The sequence below is a fragment of the Marinomonas sp. UCMA 3892 genome (assembly GCF_012726345.1).
In the GTDB taxonomy this organism is placed as follows: domain Bacteria; phylum Pseudomonadota; class Gammaproteobacteria; order Pseudomonadales; family Marinomonadaceae; genus Marinomonas.
Map to the genome: position 1 here is coordinate 60,994 of NZ_PTXN01000017.1, position 18,980 is coordinate 79,973.

18 protein-coding genes are annotated in these 18,980 nt (G+C 42.7%); 9 read left to right on the top strand and 9 right to left on the bottom strand.

The window, feature by feature from the left end:
* The first annotated feature begins 2 nt into the window (after positions 1–2).
* Entirely contained in the window at positions 3–1,271 is a 1,269-nt protein-coding gene (locus tag B6N13_RS19645; RefSeq protein WP_169460350.1) for a TRAP transporter large permease, read from the top strand.
* A gap of 92 nt (positions 1,272–1,363) precedes the next feature.
* On the opposite strand, the gene B6N13_RS19650 is transcribed toward B6N13_RS19645, so the two are convergent.
* Both B6N13_RS19650 and B6N13_RS19655 read right to left on the bottom strand, forming a co-directional pair.
* On the bottom strand, positions 1,364–1,843 hold the full coding sequence (locus tag B6N13_RS19650; RefSeq protein ID WP_012071609.1) for a peroxiredoxin: 480 nt from the start codon (positions 1,841–1,843) through the stop codon (positions 1,364–1,366).
* A gap of 62 nt (positions 1,844–1,905) precedes the next feature.
* Positions 1,906–3,882 (bottom strand): methyl-accepting chemotaxis protein, encoded by a 1,977-nt coding sequence (locus B6N13_RS19655; RefSeq protein ID WP_169460351.1) that lies wholly within the window; start codon positions 3,880–3,882, stop codon positions 1,906–1,908.
* A 238-nt stretch (positions 3,883–4,120) separates the two neighbouring features.
* On the opposite strand from B6N13_RS19655, the gene B6N13_RS19660 reads away from it, so the two are divergent.
* From B6N13_RS19660 to B6N13_RS19670, 3 genes are all read left to right on the top strand, one after another.
* Positions 4,121–5,542, top strand: coding sequence for a PLP-dependent aminotransferase family protein (locus tag B6N13_RS19660; RefSeq protein ID WP_169460352.1), 1,422 nt, complete (start codon positions 4,121–4,123; stop codon positions 5,540–5,542).
* A gap of 202 nt (positions 5,543–5,744) precedes the next feature.
* On the top strand, positions 5,745–6,155 hold the full coding sequence (locus B6N13_RS19665) for an energy transducer TonB (protein WP_012071612.1): 411 nt from the start codon (positions 5,745–5,747) through the stop codon (positions 6,153–6,155).
* Positions 6,156–6,191: 36 nt separating this feature from the next.
* Positions 6,192–6,707, top strand: coding sequence for a DUF501 domain-containing protein (locus B6N13_RS19670; protein ID WP_012071613.1), 516 nt, complete (start codon positions 6,192–6,194; stop codon positions 6,705–6,707).
* An 87-nt stretch (positions 6,708–6,794) separates the two neighbouring features.
* Here the strand turns inward: B6N13_RS19670 and B6N13_RS19675 are convergent, their stop codons facing one another.
* On the bottom strand, positions 6,795–7,085 hold the full coding sequence (locus tag B6N13_RS19675; RefSeq protein WP_012071614.1) for a hypothetical protein: 291 nt from the start codon (positions 7,083–7,085) through the stop codon (positions 6,795–6,797).
* 91 nt (positions 7,086–7,176) lie between these two features.
* The gene (gene glpK / locus B6N13_RS19680) at positions 7,177–8,661 is read right to left on the bottom strand and encodes a glycerol kinase GlpK (RefSeq protein ID WP_169460353.1); all 1,485 of its coding nucleotides are present in this window, start codon (positions 8,659–8,661) and stop codon (positions 7,177–7,179) included.
* A gap of 172 nt (positions 8,662–8,833) precedes the next feature.
* On the opposite strand from glpK, the gene B6N13_RS19685 reads away from it, so the two are divergent.
* From B6N13_RS19685 to B6N13_RS19695, 3 genes are all read left to right on the top strand, one after another.
* Positions 8,834–9,604: a DeoR/GlpR family transcriptional regulator gene (locus tag B6N13_RS19685; RefSeq protein WP_012071616.1), complete on the top strand. Its 771-nt coding sequence runs from the start codon at positions 8,834–8,836 to the stop codon at positions 9,602–9,604.
* A gap of 195 nt (positions 9,605–9,799) precedes the next feature.
* A complete protein-coding gene (gene glpD, locus B6N13_RS19690) occupies positions 9,800–11,287 on the top strand; it encodes a glycerol-3-phosphate dehydrogenase (protein WP_169460354.1) in 1,488 nt (495 codons plus the stop codon).
* Positions 11,288–11,408: 121 nt separating this feature from the next.
* Positions 11,409–12,179, top strand: coding sequence for a TSUP family transporter (locus tag B6N13_RS19695; protein ID WP_012071618.1), 771 nt, complete (start codon positions 11,409–11,411; stop codon positions 12,177–12,179).
* On the opposite strand, the gene gcvA is transcribed toward B6N13_RS19695, so the two are convergent.
* The 4 genes from gcvA to B6N13_RS19715 all read right to left on the bottom strand — a co-directional run bounded on the left by gcvA (position 12,180) and on the right by B6N13_RS19715 (position 16,230).
* Positions 12,180–13,124, bottom strand: coding sequence for a transcriptional regulator GcvA (gene gcvA, locus B6N13_RS19700; RefSeq protein WP_012071619.1), 945 nt, complete (start codon positions 13,122–13,124; stop codon positions 12,180–12,182). It lies immediately after the preceding gene.
* Between the two features lie 539 nt (positions 13,125–13,663).
* Positions 13,664–15,043 carry a glyceraldehyde-3-phosphate dehydrogenase gene (locus tag B6N13_RS19705; RefSeq protein WP_012071620.1) on the bottom strand — a complete coding sequence of 460 codons (1,380 nt, stop codon included), beginning with the start codon at positions 15,041–15,043 and terminating at the stop codon, positions 13,664–13,666.
* Positions 15,044–15,305: 262 nt separating this feature from the next.
* Entirely contained in the window at positions 15,306–15,635 is a 330-nt protein-coding gene (locus B6N13_RS19710; protein WP_012071621.1) for a DUF3392 domain-containing protein, read from the bottom strand.
* Between the two features lie 34 nt (positions 15,636–15,669).
* The gene (locus B6N13_RS19715; protein WP_012071622.1) at positions 15,670–16,230 is read right to left on the bottom strand and encodes a hypothetical protein; all 561 of its coding nucleotides are present in this window, start codon (positions 16,228–16,230) and stop codon (positions 15,670–15,672) included.
* A 126-nt stretch (positions 16,231–16,356) separates the two neighbouring features.
* On the opposite strand from B6N13_RS19715, the gene B6N13_RS19720 reads away from it, so the two are divergent.
* Together B6N13_RS19720 and B6N13_RS19725 are read left to right on the top strand one after the other, a co-directional pair.
* The gene (locus tag B6N13_RS19720) at positions 16,357–16,968 is read left to right on the top strand and encodes a uridine kinase (RefSeq protein WP_012071623.1); all 612 of its coding nucleotides are present in this window, start codon (positions 16,357–16,359) and stop codon (positions 16,966–16,968) included.
* A gap of 453 nt (positions 16,969–17,421) precedes the next feature.
* Positions 17,422–18,693: an aromatic ring-hydroxylating dioxygenase subunit alpha gene (locus tag B6N13_RS19725; RefSeq protein WP_012071624.1), complete on the top strand. Its 1,272-nt coding sequence runs from the start codon at positions 17,422–17,424 to the stop codon at positions 18,691–18,693.
* 86 nt (positions 18,694–18,779) lie between these two features.
* Here B6N13_RS19725 and B6N13_RS19730 read toward each other — a convergent pair.
* The coding region (locus B6N13_RS19730) for a hypothetical protein (protein ID WP_211172948.1) at positions 18,780–18,980 on the bottom strand (201 nt) is incomplete at its 5' end.

Here is an 18,980-nt window from a genome sequence, read left to right on the forward strand (position 1 = left end):
TTATGCTAGGTCTTGGGATTCTTATTGTTCTTTTGGTGATTGGCAGCCCTATTGCGTTCGCCATTTTATTGGGTGTTGTTGGTCATGTTTATACATTACCTTTCAATGTCAGTCTCGTCGCTCAACGTATTTTTAGCGGCCTAGATTCATTCTCTATTTTGGCCATTCCGCTTTTTGTTCTAGCTGGTGAGCTCATGAATGAAAGTGGAATTACTGGCAGAATTATCAACTTTGCGAATGCATTAGTTGGTCATATGAAAGCAGGCCTTGCCCATGTAAACATCTGGGCGTCGGTTATTTTTGCCGGACTATCTGGTTCCGCAGTTGCAGATACCTCGGCACTTGGACGCGTATTTATTCCGACAATGGAAAAAGAAGGTTACCCACGTTCTTTTGCTGCAGCACTAACTGCTGCCTCATCTGTAATCGGCCCCATGATTCCACCAAGTATTCCAGTGATTATTTATGCGTTGATCACTACCGGTGTTTCTGTGCCTGCGCTATTCCTTGCTGGCGTCACACCGGGGCTATTTCTAGCTATTGGCTTGTCTATCTATGTTTACTTTTTTGCGGGTCATTACGCACCGTTAAAAGCGAAACTGTCCATGAAAGAGCGTTGGAAGGCTTTTGTTGATGCGTGGATACCACTCTTCATGCCAATCTTTATTGTGGGCTCCATCTTAACTGGGATAGTGACACCAACGGAAGCAGCTGCTTTTGCCGCAGCATATGCCTTATTGGCTGGTATGTTTATTCTGAAAAGCTTGAAAATATCAAGTTTACCGCGCATCTTCATTCGCGCGATGCGTGACTCGTCGGTAATCCTAATCGTGATTGGCGTCGTTGCGGCAGCGAACTGGTTGCTAACTTTCTCAAGAGTGCCGCAAACTGTCAGCCAAATGGTACTAGAGCAAGTGTCTAGCCCTTGGATGTTCTTAATTCTAGTTAACGTGATTTTGCTGGTTGTTGGTCTATTCCTAGAAGGGATCGCTGCGATGCTGATATTGCTGCCGATTCTACACCCTATCGCGATGAGCCTTGGTATTGATCCAGTTCACTTCGGTATTGTGGTAATTTTTAACCTGATGATAGGTCTTGTCACACCGCCGATGGGGATTTGTCTATTCGTTTCGAACTCAATTGCTAACGTAGGCATCGCAGCTATATCTAGACAAATCATGCCGCTCTTCTTAGTAGAATTAGCTGTCCTGATATTGATTACCTTTGTACCAAGCACGGTAACTTTCTTACCAAACTTATTTGGTTATTAGCCAGTAATGAGCGAAACACTAATATGAGACATAAGAAAACGACGCCATGTGCGTCGTTTTCTTTGCCTAAGTAAAAAAGCTAAGCAAAAAGCTTATAACTGAGACAATACATATTCTGCAGAACTGACCTTGTATTCGCCTGGCTCATCCAACCATAACTGTTGAACAATGCCGTTGGTCACCAACATGGCGTATCGACGGCTACGAATACCCATTTTTGCCGCTGATATATCCAACTCTAATCCCATGGAACAGGTAAACTCTGCAAGACCATCGGCTGCCATTATTAGGTTTTCGGCATTGTTGGCTTTACCCCATGCATTCATCACGAATACATCATTGACAGAAAGACAAACAACTTCATCGACTCCCTTCTCTTTAAGCGCATCATAATGCACTACGTAACCCGGTAAATGACTGGCACTACAAGTTGGTGTAAAAGCACCAGGAACCGCAAACATCAACACGGTTTTACCTGAGAAGAACTCTGTTACATCTACGGTCTCAGGACCTTCCTCTCCCATCACCTGAAATGCACCATGAGGCAACATATCACCCATAAGAATCGACATAAACTTTATCTCCAGAGAATTAAGTTGCCCCAATATTAACGCAACCTATCTTAAAAAAACCATCAAACAATCTTAAATTGGCTAAGTAGATACTTCTGATGAGACGCCAGTTTAGCCAATCCTTCACTATCTTTCTCACTCCGATCGGAACCCAATGCAGCCTGTTCAGACATCTCAGATATTTCTAATACATTTTGCTTAATTTCTTGTGCTACAGCAGATTGCTCTTCAGCGGCGGTGGCAATTTGCATACTTAGGTCCCGAATTTCAGCCATACTGCCTTGCAATTCAGCCAGTGACAATCCAACTGTGCGCGCTTGATCGACACTGTCAGTGGCACTCTTACGACTTTCTTCCATGCTGCCAACGGTTTTAGAGACACCTTGCTGTAATTGCGCAATAACGGTTTGAATTTCTTCCGTAGAACTGTGTGTTCGTGTGGCCAAAGTACGCACTTCATCAGCAACAACGGCAAAACCTCGGCCTTGCTCACCCGCTCTAGCCGCCTCAATTGCGGCATTCAGCGCCAATAAATTCGTTTGCTCAGCAATTCCTTGGATAACTTCCAGAATTCGGTCAATGCTTTTAGAGTGCTCATCAAGCTCATTCACAACGGCTGTGGACGTTTCAATTTGCCCAAGAAGATGCTCAATTTTATTAATATTGGTATCCATTTGTTCGCGGTTTTGACTGGCTCTTTGATCTACCGATTGGATCTGACGTAAAATCACTTCCGAGCTTTGCGCCACCTGATCAACCGTTGACACCATCTCGGACATAGAAGAAGCCACCTCAGTGGTTCTCTCATTCTGTGCACCCATTAAACGTTTAGAATCACTCGCTAGACGAACATTACTCCCCGCCGAATCAGCTACTTCATTAGACGCCTGCTCAATCTCAGACATGACCTTTTGTAACTTCTCCACCAGCCCATTTACCCAAGCAGATAACTCTCCAAATTCGTCTTTGGTTTTTACTTTACTGCGTTGAGTGAAATCACCATCAGCAATCTTCCCTAATACCGTCATCACCTCTTTTAGAGGAAGACGAATGCTTCGGCTCACCCATAAAGCCACCAGCACCGCAATAATGATGGAAACTACCAGCACCACTTCAATGATAATGGTCGATAATGTGGCAGCATCAGAAGCTTCTGTTTTTGCACTTATCCCCATTGCCGTGGCTTCAGACAATAATTGCTGAACTGAGGTATTCACCAATTCCATGCTATCTGAAAGTTGCTTAGCTAATATTTCGGATTCTTGCACTAAACGAGCATTTTCATAATACTTTGCAATAACACCATCGTCAGACAGCACGCTGCCTTCTATTTCGCTGACCAGGTCATTAATATTGTCATCCTTTAGATAGGATTGTTTGTCTTTCAAACTGGTAATATTGGAAGCCATTGCATCACGTAGCTCCTGCATTTTATCCATGCTACGCACATCAAAATAATCATTCACAGTAACTTGCAGGCTCTCGACTTGGCTATGCATATAAGAAGCGGCAAATTGAATCTCAGAAGTATCACCGTCTGTCACCAGCATACCCAAATCTTCTGCGGCAAAAGCTATCGCGTCTTTTAGATCAAGTTTTTCATCTGGAATAGCAGCTTGCAGCTCCAACATCTTTTTATGATTCGAAAAGGCAACATCGGTAAAACCATAAAAACCTTCCACCTCAGATTCTATTTTGGCAAGCGTTTTCGTCATCCCTGGCAGCGTTTTTAATTGCCCAGCCAGCTGCTCGGAAACATCATCAAATTCATGTTTAAGTGCCGAAAAGCGACTAGATAGATCTTCCAATGAGTCAGGAGTTTTACTTAACAAATACTGCAAAACCGCAGCATTTGCTAAACTCACATCCTCTTTTAATGCATTACTAGTCGATGAAATATTAGCAACTTTCCCTGTAACAACGTTTAATCTATCTTCTATTTTGTTGATGCCGACAAATCCAGATGCAGCAATCATTAGCAGAAGTATTAATAAAATACCAAAGCCAAATAAAATCCTTTGAATAACGGATAACGACATAATCGACCTCTAAATTTTTTATTTACCTATTCAGCAGCTAAACTTTTAAACCTATAAAAACTGACCAAACATACAGAAATACCATAACACTTTGTTTACAACGAGTACCTATACTTGAACATCTAGAAAAACGCGATTGAAAAGGAGAAGCTTAGCGCCATAAAATCAGCATAGATTTCTTTCGATCCATCAATCTGGTAGATTTGACATCTCTCACTTTGAATTCGACCTGCGCTTTATGGATTGCCCCTTATACGAAAAAATTGCTAATCAAATTGAACATCAAGTTCATGAAGGTATTTTCTTACCAGGAGCAAAAATCCCATCCGTTCGTAAATCCAGCAAACAAATGGAAGTCAGTGTTGCCACTGTCCTACAAGCCTATAGTTTGCTAGAAGACAGAGGCGTCATAAAAGCCCGTCCGCAAAAAGGCTACTTTGTTCAAGAAACTCAGCTCCAGCCAACAGAATATGCAAAAATTGAACCGACTAAAAATGATAGCACCATACATGCTTTACTACGGCGCTTATTGCACGCCTCACAAGATGGCAATATCATTCAATTTGGCGCAGCTATCCCTAAAAGCCAGTTCCTACCAATACGACAGCTACAGCGCTCTGTTGGACGCCTAATGCGCTTAGAGCCAGAAATATGTGCAGCTTATGAATTCACCCCAGGATCTCTCAGCTTACGTCGTCAGATAGCCATCCGCATGCTAGACAGTGGCTGCCAACTACAGCCCGATGACATTACTATTACCTTAGGTTGCCAAAACGCTTTGATGCTTTCGCTACAAGCCGTCGCAAAAGCTGGAGATACCATTGCAATCGAAAGCCCTGCGTATCATGGAGTATTACAAATTATTGAAGTGTTGAAACTGAAAGCCATTGAGATTCCTTGTTCCGCAGAAATAGGTATAGACTTAGATTTATTGGAAAATGCAGCCAAAGAATGGGATATCAAAGCATGCGTAGTCACACCAAATAATCAAAACCCAATTGGCGCCACACTCAGCCATCAATCCAGACAACGCATTCTCAGCCAATCGGTTCAATACGGTTTTACTCTGATTGAAGATGATGTTTATGGTGAGCTGAGCTATAAAGACAAGCGCGAGCGATCCCTAAAAGCGGACGACAAACACAATACTGTAATCTACTGCAGCTCTTTTTCCAAAAGTATCGCTCCTGGGTTTCGCATTGGTTGGATCGTCGGTGGGCCTTTTCAAACTCAGATTGAACATTACGCTTATGTCCAATCCCTTGCGATTCCTACATTAACTCAAACCGCTATCGCCAACTTTCTAGAAAACGGTGCGTATGATCGTCATTTACGAAAAACTCGACTGTCTTATCAAGCCAACCTAGCCCGCTGTCAGTCTCTCATCCAGGAGCATTTTCCTGCAGGTACTAAAACCTCGACCCCAAAAGGTGGATTTTTATTATGGGTCACTTTACCAGACACCGTAAATGCCATGACACTTCATTCCCAAGCCTTAGAAATTGGCATTGGCTTGCTACCAGGATTAGCATTCAGTTTAACCGCGCAATTCGATCATCATTTTCGACTAAACTACGCACTAAATTGGGATAATAAAACTGACGCTGCACTAAAAGAACTCGGTAGACTTTGCCAGCTCCAGCCCCCTAAGCTAGGCTAATACAGCGATCTAAGAAGTTTATGATAAAAAGTGCTGCAATGCGTATTTTCGTATATAAGTAAAAGTTATGATTTTGGCCTCAGACATCCTAAAATTCGTCTGTACAGACAGGGCAAAAAGCGTACAATTCGCATTCTTTTTTAAACACTCTGCCTTCTTGGCCGATAACATGAATATCTGAAATAGTAGCTGGCTTGTTGCGATGGAATTTGTTGCACATCCGAGAGACCTTCCGTTAGACATTACGCTAATAGAAGATCAGCCCTTTCCTCAAATTACTGAAGATAGGGTTGGGTTTGTCGGTATCACATATGTCACCCTTCGTCCTTTTGATAATGGACGCTCGGTAAGAATTACATTGGAAGAGATTGACCCGAACTTTTGTGTGTCTGGCCGTATAGCTTGGTGCACTAAAGAAACAGACGGATACCACATCGCCATTGAGTTCCCTACCAAAGAAGAGTGTTATTGTGTTCGCATGATCGAACAGCTCTCTCAGATAGAACATTACCGACGCCAAGCAAAAATCGAAGGTCGACGACTCAACTACAATGAAGCCGCCGCTGAATGGATACAAAAATTCGCCGCCAGTTTTCCCGCGTTCACTCTTTAATTCTTCGCTTTTAGAAGACATTTTCAATAAGACATTATGACAACAACACTTTCTCAACATGATATTGATATCATCACAACACAACTAGGACGTACTCCAAGCGGCATCAGCGCCATTGCTCATTATTCACCTAACGGCGTACCTCAAGTATTAGAAATGGAGACTTGGGTTTTCGACCAACCATTTCCAACTCTTTATTGGCTTTCTAGCAAAGCTATCGATAAAGCTTTAGCAAAAATAGAAAGTCATGGCGTTGTAAAAGAGCTTGAACAGCGCATAAAAGACGACGAAACATTGCGAGAAGCACATCATGCTTCTCACCGCGATTACATCGCAAGACGCTGGGAAGTAATGAGCGCGGAGCACAAAGCCATTATTGAAGAAAAAGGCTTCAAGCCTTTGTTTGATAAGCTTGGAATTGGCGGTATTGCAAACTGGGACCAAGTCCGATGCCTGCATATGCAATATGCACATCACCTTGCTGGTAACAATGTTATCGGCCGCATTCTCGACGAAGAATACGGCATGAAAGCCATCGCCGACGCTGAATAATATTTAGCAAATCGCAAACATAAAAAGGGGTGCGATTCATCATCGCACCCCTTTTTACTTTTTAAGCCTTAAGTTTAAAGTAGTTACTTATTTCAAACTTTTAAGCATGGCTCTCAATTCATCAGCGGTAGTTACTTTTGGCAACACTTCACGAATACGATTGAAGGCAGCCTGTGCTACAGCTGCACGCTGAGCATAAGTAGTCAATGCACCACCAGTCCAGCCAGCCAATTTCACCATTTCATTCTTGAAGTTATTACCACCAACACCATGCCCACCTAGAGACATCAATGCATCTTCGATTTCTAAATAGCTTGGACGCTCACCACCAAACTTCATAAAATCATCTTGCTGTACTTCGGCAAACTGTTTCGACATTCTCTAAACCCTTTGTGAATAAACATCCTTTGTTAAAGTTAGCCATATTTGCCTTCTCACACAAGACAAAGCATGTATCAAATCGTAAAAATTAGTCTCGTGTACGCACACGATCCACGGCTTTTTGCCAGCCTTGATACAATTTATCACCAGTGCCTTTTTCCATTGTGGGCTCAAAACATTTATCTGCTTTCCACAAGACTTCAATCTCATCCAAAGATTGATAAAGGCCAACCTGCAAACCCGCTAAAAACGCAGCGCCCAAAGCGGTTGTTTCAGTCACGCAAGGACGCTCTACTGTGATCTCTAACAAATCACTTAAGAACTGCACCATCACATCGTTTATTACCATCCCACCGTCAACGCGTAAAGAGCTAAATGTTGCGCCATCTTGTGCCATAGCACCAACTAAGTCTTTTGTCTGATAACACACAGAACGCAACCCAGCGCTAACGATATCAGCGACACTAGTATCACGAGTTAACCCAATCATGGCACCACGAGCATCTGGGTCCCAATATGGCGCACCCAACCCAGTAAAAGCCGGTACTAAATAAACAGAATCATCATTCAATGCTTGCTTGGCCAGACTTTGTGTTTCTTTAGCATCAGCAAATAACTTTAAGCCATCTCGTAACCATTGAATCGCGGCGCCAGCTACAAAAATACTACCTTCTAATGCATAAGTGACTTTGCCATTCAGGCGATAACCTACGGTAGTGAGCAACTTATGTTCAGATCGAATCGCTTTATCACCGGTGTTTAAAATCATGAAACACCCCGTGCCATAAGTACTTTTCACCATGCCGGGAGTAAAACACGCCTGACCAACCAAAGCGGCCTGTTGATCTCCTGCAATACCATTGACTGGAATTTCAGCGCCCAACCAAGAAGCATCAATCACACCAAAATCAGCACTACAATCCATCACTTCAGGAAACAATACATCACCAATTCCTAACAGCTTGATCAGCTCATCATCCCATTCCTGCGTATGTATGTTAAACGCCATAGTACGAGCGGCATTTGTTGCATCAGTTTTATGGGACTTGCCATTTGTCAGTCGCCATAATAAAAAACTGTCAACCGTACCAAAAGCCAAACGACCTGACTGAGCTGTTTCGCGTGCACCATCAACATTGTCTAAAATCCAACGAATCTTGGTTGCAGAAAAATATGGATCAATCAACAGCCCGGTTTTTTCTTGTACTTTTTCACTTAATCCTTGATCACTCAAAGACTGGCAAAATCCACTAGTACGTCGATCTTGCCAAACAATGGCATTATAAACCGGCTTTCCAGTGTCGATGTCCCATAAAATGGTGGTTTCGCGCTGATTGGTGATACCTATAGTTGCTATCGCTTGAGCGTCGATCCCTGTATCCTTGAGAACAGAGCGACACACAGCTAAAGTAGATGACCAAATATCTTCGGGATCATGCTCAACCCAACCATCATCGGGGAAAATTTGTGGGAATTCTTGCTGAGATTGGCCAACACGAGAGCCTTTTTCATCAAATAAAATAGCCCGAGAACTGGTGGTGCCTTGATCAATAGCCAGAATATAATGTGTCATGGTGAATTCTCTTTGAAATCACAGTCACTCAAAAAAGCAAGCGACTCAATTGTTGTTTTGTTTTTTGAACATGAATATTCAAATACGAATATTCCCTATTAAAAACCAATGCGCACTCGTTTAGCAAGCTTCGTTTAACAAGTAATGTCTTTTATCAGGAGAAGAAAACAAGATGGGCCAACTCTCTCGCCAAGACAATATTGTCGCCATAGTGAAAGAAAAGGGATATGTGACAATCGATGAATTGGCCAGCCAGTTTGCTGTCACACCGCAGACCATTCGCCGTGATATTAATGAGTTGGCAAAGGCAGATCAAATACGCAGACATCATGGTGGTGCGAGTTACGATTCTAGTACTACCAACGTGGCTTATGCGACCCGACAAATTTTGCAACTACCTGCGAAAGAGCAAATTGCTAAACGAATCGCCGCCGAAATTCCAAATAATGCCTCTTTATTTATTAATATTGGCACCACAACCGAAACCGTCGCACGCGAACTATTGAATCACCAAGGTTTGCAAGTTATTACCAACAATCTCAACGTTGCTGCGATTTTAAGCGGAAAAGAAGACTTTACAGTGATTATTGCAGGCGGTACCGTTCGCTCACGGGACGGCGGCGTTATGGGTGAAGCCACTATCGACTTTATCAATCAATTCCGTGTGGACTTTGGCATCATAGGCATTAGTGGTATCGACCCTAATGATGGCTCACTATTAGATTACGACTACCAAGAAGTTCGAGTAGCGCAAAGTATCATCAATAACTCACGTACTGTTTTTCTCGCTGCTGACAGCGCTAAATTCGGTCGCAATGCAGTTGTTCGTTTAGGCAACATCACCCAAGTAGACCGACTATTTACAGATGAGCAGCCACCAAAGGCCATCATCAAACTAATGAAAGAGCACAAAGTTCGATTGGAAATCTGCACGCCCAAGTAACCCTTGGGCCCAGTACCATCACAGTAATTCACTCAGCTGACTTCAATTTCCACCCTTCTTCAAACCTAAAAAAGATCAAATCTTCACCAAAACTTCACAAAGCGTTATTGTCATAATCGCTTTAGAGGTTTAATATCGAACACAAATGTTCACTTTCGAACATAAACATTCGCATTTTAGATCGTGAGGCTTAGTATGAATCACTCCCATTTTGACCTATTTGTTGTTGGCGGCGGCATTAACGGCACAGGAATAGCCGCTGATGCAGCAGGACGAGGCCTAAATGTGGGTCTTTGCGAAATGGGAGATTTGGCTCATGCTACGTCATCGTCGAGTAGTAAATTGATTCATGGCGGTTTGCGCTATCTTGAGCATTACGAATTCCGCCTTGTAAAAGAAGCCCTAACAGAACGTGAAGTATTGTTAAAAGTCGCTCCTCACCTTGTAACGCCGATGCGCTTTCAAATGCCTCACAGACCACACCTACGTCCAGCTTGGCTAATTCGTATTGGCTTGTTCCTTTATGACAACCTCGGTAAGCGCGAGACACTGTTAGGTTCAAAAGGCGTTAAATACGGTGCTGACAGCCCATTAAAAGACGATATTAAGCAAGGTTTCGAATATTCAGACTGCTGGGTTGATGACGCTCGCTTAGTGGTAACCAATGCGCTTAGTGCTCAGCAAAATGGCGCGTCTATTTTTGCTCGCACTCGTTGCACTTCTGCCAAACGTATCGACAACCAATGGCACATCAGCCTAGAGGATCAAATAACCAAAGAAACTCAAGAAATCACAGCAAAAGCTTTAGTCAATGCTGCGGGCCCTTGGGTATCGTCGTTTATCGAAACGAAACTAGAACAAAAAGCCCCTTACGGCATTCGCATGATCAAAGGCAGCCATATTGTTGTGCCGAAGCTGTATCAGCATTCAAACGCTTTCATTATGCAAAACACCGACAAACGAATTGTTTTCGCTATTCCTTACCGTGAACACTACACACTGTTAGGCACAACCGATGTTGAGTACAAAGGCGATCCAAACGATGTAGCGATTTCAGAAAATGAAACTCAATACATATTGAAAGTAGCGAACGATCATTTCAAAAAAACACTCACACCAGCGGATGTTGTCTGGAGCTATTCAGGCGTAAGACCGCTACTGGAAGATGAGTCATCTGATCCTTCCGCCGTCACTCGCGATTACACATTACACCTTGACGACAAAAATCATCAAGCGCCATTACTAAGCATTTTTGGCGGAAAAATCACTACCTACCGCAAGCTAGCCTTGTCTGCGATGAAAAAGCTTACACCCTACTTTGATAACCTTGGGAACGAATGGACTCACAGCAAACCTCTACCTGGCGGAGACTTAGGTATGTCTCTTGATGGCTTCGCGATGAAATTACAACAAGATTATCCTTTTATCGGCGCACATCTTGCTCATCGATTCGCCAATAGCTACGGCACACTAACTCATACATTACTAAATAAAGCGAATTCAGAAAGCGACCTTGGCCAGCACTTTGGTAATCAACTTTATCAAGTGGAAGTGGATTATTTGATCAAGCACGAATGGGCACATTCAGCAGAAGACATTCTATGGCGTAGAACTAAGCTTGGCCTTGAATTTACACCAGATCAAGTAAACACACTTGAAAGCTACATACAGACCAAAATTTAATCTAGCCCAATAGAAAACTCGATAATTACTACTCTTTAGCCTGTCCAAACGATTGTTTGGACAGGCTTTTTTTGATCTACTAAAAAGCATCAAGCCCGCACCTAACAGGAACCTAAACTCAATGGACTTTGTTTTTTTCGATATCTCTATTTGGATCTATCTTGCCCTCTTTGCTGCCGCTTTTTTTGCAGGTGTCATTGATGCTATTGCAGGCGGTGGTGGTTTAATTACTGTGCCGGTTTTATTAGCGGCAGGGCTGTCACCAGCCGAAGCACTTGCTACCAATAAATTACAAGGTTGCGCAGGGACAGTCTCTGCGTCTTACCACTTTATAAAAAAAGGACAAGTAAAGCTGTCTGATATGTGGCTCCCCATTTTGATGACAGCCATCGGCGCTATCTGCGGCACACTATTAGTCTCTTATTTAGACAGTAGCCTACTGCTAAAAGCCGTTCCAATTATCTTAATCGCGGTTGCCATTTTCTTTTTCTTCTTACCCAAGGTTCAGCCTTACATTGCCAGTAAATTTTCCCTTACTCACATACAGTTTGCGGTAATTATCGGTACCAGCATTGGCTTTTATGATGGATTGATTGGACCAGGAACTGGCGCTTTCTTTTCTACTGCTTATTTGTGTTTGATGGGGCTCACGGTCGTTTCAGCCACAGCTCATACAAAAGTACTCAACGCGACCAGCAACCTAGCCTCTTTAGCTATGTTCGCCTTTAGTGGGCATCTTATTTGGGCATTGGGTATTGTGATGGGAATTGGACAATGGTTTGGCGCGCAAATTGGCTCACGCCTCGTTATCACCAAAGGTGCGAAGCTCATTCGCCCTATGGTGATTATTATGTGTTTGGCGATTTCAGTGAAATTACTATTAGATAACTAATTACAACGAAATCAAATCATCGGGCGTCGTCAAAGCATCCTCTGGTGAATATTCGTAGCATTGCGCGACTAACCAACTGAGTAACTGCTGAACCGGCTCTCGCTGACGCTGCATTTCGGGACAAACAAAAAGATAAGCATGGCCTTCATCTAATGTTTCTGAAAACGGCATCATCAATCTTCCCTGCTGAATATCATCCATCACCAAAGGCGTTCTCCCTAAAGCAACGCCTTGTCCAGCAACCGCTGCTTGCACAGCAAGATCACCACGGTTAAAACTGATGCCGCGCGAAGGCTTAATGCCTTTTGCATTAGCCAATAACAGCCACTTCTCCCACTCCGCATATGGACTAGAAAAACGCCACTCAGAGTCATCATTTAATAAAGGCACTTGCGCTAACTGGCTAGCTTCAGTCAAAGCTCGCTGTTCTGCAAACGCAGGACTACAAACCGGAAACACTTTGTCTTTCATTAATGGAACAATATGCCCTTTTGAACTATGCACATGGCTGTGTACTATCGCTACATCAATCCTGTCACGCTGGAAATTCACCTCTCTATCGTTGGCCTGAATGCGAAGCTGTAAATCAGGATAGGCTTCTTGCAAACTACCCAACCGAGGAATCAACCACTTAGTTGCAAAGGACGGCATAACAGAAACCGTCAAAATATTAGATGTTTCTTCTTCCTGTAATTCTAAAACCAAATCATTAATTTCAGTAAAGCTATGATTCAATTGCACAGCCAAACGCACACCAGCCACGGTCAGCTCTAGACGTCGATGATAACGAACAAACAAAGTAAGTTTTAAACGCTCTTCTAACTGACGAATTTGCTGGCTCACGGCCCCCTGTGTAAGGTGCAGTTCTTGCGCGGCTTTAGTGAAACTCAAATGACGAGCCGCGATAGCAAATGTACCCAGTCCAGCTAAAGGAACAGACTTCATAAAAAAACCACCATAAGACGATCTCAGCTACTGCAAAATCAGACATACATTGAATTAAAAAACCAATAAAAATAAAGCTAAAACTGCAAAAAACACATCATAAATATTACATAAATCCTTAATAAACAAATATTTAACAAAAAAATGATCGCTTAATAAAAAATCAAAATTATTGATTTAAAAACACATCCTATATTTTGCATTAATTCAGCTAATCCAACAAATCAATTTATATCGTTTGTAACACCAATCCAAAAAGATAGAATTAGTTAATCTCTTAGGTTGAACAGCGACCTAATATTTACTGATACAGCCCTAACTGTATTACTTCTAAAACCTGTCCCACAGTCATGTTTTAGATGAATATCACCATTCCCCACAGGATGATGTTATTCGCAACTGCTAGTTACTTTTGTTGAAGCCGGATTTTATCCGGCTTTTTTTTGCCTCAAAATTATGTCCGTAAATCTGAGGCAAAAAAAAACGGCGACCCAAAGGTCGCCGTTAAATAACACACGTTAAATGTGTCCGGTCATATCTTAAGCTGCTTTTGCTTTGTCTTCGAGCAATTCAGCCTTAGTAAAATTTGCCTGTGCAAGCTTCTCCATCAAACGCACAACCTGACAGCTGTAGCCATACTCATTATCGTACCAAACGTATAAAGTTGCTTGATTGCCACGAACTTTCGTAGACAGAGAATCCAAAATACCCGCTTGCTGAGAACCGATAAAGTCAGAGCTTACCGCATCATGCTCTTCGCTGTAGCCGATCTGACCTGTCAATTCAGCGCTATTTGATGCCGTTTTCAACAACTGATTAATCGCTTCAACCGACGTCGCAGACTTCAAGTTCAAACTTAATACCGCAATCGAAACGTTGATAACTGGAACTCGGATTGCGCTACCGCTCAACTTACCTTCTAAAGAAGGAATGGCTTTTGATACAGCTTTTGCAGCACCAGTCTCAGTCATCACCATGTTCATGCCAGCGGCACGGCCACGACGATCACCTTTATGGATATTATCGATTAGGTTTTGGTCATTCGTATAAGCGTGAACGGTCTCTACATGACCTGACTCGATACCGTAAGCTTTTTCTAATACGGATAGAATCGGTGTAATCGCATTTGTAGTACAAGATGCAGCAGAAACAATACGATCTTCGTCAGTGATATCGCTATCGTTCACACCAAATACAACGTTCTTCATTTCTTTACCAGGAGCGGTCAATACAACACGTTCAATACCCGGACGATTCAAGTGAACACTCAAACCGTCATGATCACGCCAGCGGCCAGTGTTATCAACAAGCAAAGCATTGTTAATACCATGGGCTTGGTAATCAACTTCAGCAGGATCAGAAGCGTAAATAACTTTTACTGGCGAACCATTGATGATAAGAGCTTGATTCTCTTCATCTACTTTCACTAAGCCGTCATATACACCATGAACAGAATCGTATTTCAACAAACTAGCACGCTTAGACAGATCATTGTCACACGCTTTACGCACAACAATCGCAGCCAATGCCATGCCTGGAGTTGTATGGCCAAGCGCACACATGCGACGCGCAAGTAAACGACCAATTCGACCAAATCCGTACAAAACCACTGGAGTTTCAGTACCATCATTTGACTGAGCAGCTAGTACAGCTTCAACATCCGCTTCAGCGATTAAAGACTCAAGCTCAACAACTGTATTGGCAATATCACTTGCTAACACTTGCTCTAACACTTGATAGACTTGAGCAAGATCTAGTTCTGGATGTTGATCAAACGCAGCCATCAAACCAGTCACAGAATCCGCCATTAAGGTGTTTCCTGCCAACTGAACTTTAACCGCTTTTTCACGACCAAGTTTACCCAAAAGTGGAATCATAGATTCTGCTTGCGAAAGTGCTTGTAACCAAGTGCTTGTCATTTTCTGCCCCCGAAAAAAGACTCTGTTGTATCAATATGGGCGCAGTCTAACGGCAGTTCAGGACAAAAACAAATTGTAAGAACACTACAAAAAACCTTTAAAATCGGGTGTTTAGCGTGTTTTTTTATAGAAATAACGAAATAACAAAGAAGGTCTAGAAACTTTACTACATAATCACACAATTACACGGTGGATCCGTAATAATAGTGCGATTATGTTGTAATTTGGCAACAAGAACTGACAGGAAATTTCATGAAATATTTTACAAATGACGCTTTCTTTCGGCCAAAACACCCAAAAGACAGAAGCAAAACAGAATTAAAGCGGGGCGATATACCAAATCTACGCGGGTAATTCCCCAATAAACCAATGGCTGGCTCCACAAGGTCAAAAGCCCATAACCAAAAGTACACATAAGAATAAATGCCAACACTCGAGCCAAAAACACCCAAGAAGACACCAAGTTTTTTAGGAAACCGTTCACTTTGTCGCCGTAAACCACCAAACAAGTAGCCACCAGCGCCAAAGAAATATCCTGAAGATAAGGCTGAAGAAAATGCGCCAAACGAAGATTCAGATCAAGAATAAACATAGATAATTAACAATACGATAAACAGACTATAAGATTATTGATGTTTACGAGACAAGGCTTCAACATCAATCTGCCCAGATCGAGTGGCCACCTTTGGACTTTCATCAACGTACACGAGCGACACGTCATAAGTCGTGTTATGAAATTCAATCATGGTGCCATCTTTAAACAGCCATTTCGAACGCCCAATTCCATTATTAAGAAAACCCTCGCTGGGTTTACCATACTTTCGTGCAAGCAACTCACCTAACGCCTTACGCTTTTCACTGCTTTCCACAACACCAGATAACAACGCCTTACTAATATAACCCGATCCATTTGAATAAATAGTCGCATTAGTTACCCCTAAAATACCTTCAGGCCCTAAACTGTAACTTATAACACCATCTTTGTAAGATGGATAACTATGCAACCCCATGCCATTAAGCTGCTTTTCTAAATGAGACACACTCAAATCATTTAACGGTAAACCAAACAATTCAGCCACATTAGAAGATCGAGAGGCATCATTTGCTTCTGCCTTAACTAAGGTCGCAGCTCCCATAGAAAGAGCAAAAATAAACAGAGCAAACATTGGGGCAACTTTCTTACGCATTAATCCTTCCTTTGAGATGTCATGCTTCAGTTTGACGGGTAAAAATGATCAAACCTGATATATAATACAACATTATAAACTCCTTAAACTCAAGGAGCACCAAAACTTTATTTTCTGAGGTAATACATGGCTCTTGTTATTGGCATCACAGGCGTATCCGGCAGCGGAAAAAGCCGACTTTGTTCTTTATTAGCGGAAGGACAAGGTGACAAAATCACCATCCTATGCCAAGACAGTTTTTACAATGGATGCGGCAGCATTGATCCAGACGTTTATAACTTTGACGACTTAAGTTCGTTAGACCTTGAAAGCCTCACGCTGGCTATTCATAACTGCAAAAACCGCCAGCAACCAAATGAAATCCCAGTTTACGATCACTCACAACACAGACGTATAGGTTATCGCAATCTAGATCCAACACACGTTGTTCTCGTTGAAGGTCATATGATGTTCCAAGACGCGGGGATACGAGATGCAGTTGACTATCTTCTTTATGTGGATACCGATATGGATATTGCTGTTGTACGACGCCTGAAGCGTGACATTGCAGAACGTGGACGCGATGTCAATGAGGTTACCAGCCGCTACATGCGCCATGTACGTCAGGCATCACTTAAAACGATCGACATTCGCAACAAAGCGGATTTCATTATTCCGAATAATAAAAGCTTCACCAATGCAGCTAGCTTATTACGTAATCACATCGACTACTTGCTAAAAGAAAAAGGGGCTAAATAAACGCCTAAACACACACAAAAACCTCCCCAATCAACTACTCAATAGTAAGATTAAAGTCCTGTGTTAATCATAAAGTAGTGACCAATTTCACTTGGCCACTACCGAAATCTGCGTCTCAATAGGTAGTCAACATTTCACTAAATGTGGCGTGTTGACCACTTAAAGAAGCCGAACGAGCAAGAGTCAAAGCCCCGATCCCCGAAAAGCATCTATTTCTCGGCGATCAATTATTGATCCAAATCAACGAAATAGCTTTAAATGCTCCACATAACAAACACCGTCGATATATGAATTTGAACATGTCGTATTTGGACATTCCCACCCCCTAAATATCAGTGAGGATAGCGCCATAATTACAACGGTAAAAAAGGAATGCCTATTTGGCTAACCTGAAATTATCGGTTCGACGAGAGAAGCGACATTAACTCAGCTTTGTTATAGAGGGTTACTCTAATGAATCAAAATGATCTATTAAATATACGTTACGCTACTGTTCAAGAAGCACGCACAGAAATGTCAAAATTGCTTCAGGCTCGCCCTGCAAATTACTCGTTGGACGCCCCGTTATACAACGATCCACACATGTTCCGCGTCGATGTGGAGGAAATTTTCCAGAAGGAATGGTTATTTGTTGGTATGACCAGCGAAGTGCCAAACCGTGGCGATTATTTCACTGTTGAAATCGCACAAAACCCAGTTCTGATCGTTCGCGATGCAGATGGCTCAGTAAATGCTTTTCATAACACTTGTCGTCACCGAGGCTCGCGCGTCTGCTTAGAACATCGCGGCAAAGTAGCAAACTTGGTTTGCCCTTACCATCAGTGGACCTACGACCTTAAAGGGAACCTACTGTTTGCAGGAACCGAGATGGGCGACAGCTTTGATAAATCCCAGCACGGCCTGAAGAAAGCTCACTGCAAAACAGCAGGAGGTTTCATCTTTATTTCTCTAGGCAAAGAAGAGCCTCAAGGAGATTTTGATGAGTTCCTAGCAACACTCGAAGAATACATGGCTCCCTACGACGTAGAAAATACAAAATTGGTCGCTGAGTCTAACATGTACGAAAAAGCTAATTGGAAACTCGTACTTGAAAACAATCGTGAATGCTACCACTGTGTCGGCAGCCACCCTGAGCTGCTAAATACTATTCTAGAATGGGATGACACAAACGACCCACGAGCACCACAAGACTTCCTAGACCACTACGCTGATCAAGCCGCCAAATGGGATGAAGAAGGCATTCCACACGAACACCGCAGTTTCGGCCCAGGTAAACGCAACCGTATTGTTCGAATGCCACTAAAGAAAGGCACGAAGGTAATGACAATCGACGGCGAAGCGGGCTGCAAAAAATTACTCGGTAATATCAAAAATCCTGAGCTGGGCTCTATGCGAATTCTGCACTTACCCAACTCTTGGAATCACATGCAATCTGATCATTTCATTGTATTCCGTGTATTACCAATCTCTGCTCAAGAGTCTATAGTTACCACCAAATGGTTCGTACACAAAGACGCAGTGGAAGGTGAAGACTATGATCCAAATCGCCTACGCTATGTATGGGATGCCACCAATGATCAAGACAGAATTCTTGGTGAAGAAAACCAACGAGGGATTAACTCTATAGGCTATCAAGCAGGACCATATTCTGAAACTTTCGAGTTTGGCGTAATGAATTTCCAAGAGTGGTATACAGATACCATCCAGAAAAACCTGAATAAATAAGAAGATTGTGGCTAAATATCGAGTAGGGTGAGGCGTTGCCGCCTCATCCCTCTCACAGAACCGTACGTACGGACCTCGTATACGGCTCATGCAAACTTCCATTCAGTATAAACACTGAACACATACCCCGTTCTCACTTCTTCAAGATTCACCAAACCTTGCTCATCGAACCATTTGTTTGGCATCGCGTGGCTGGCTAATGGACTCGCTGCATTTCTCCAACTGGTCATCGAGATGTACTTAAACGGCGGCTTGTAGCCCAGTTGCTTGAGCCTTCGATGCAGCCG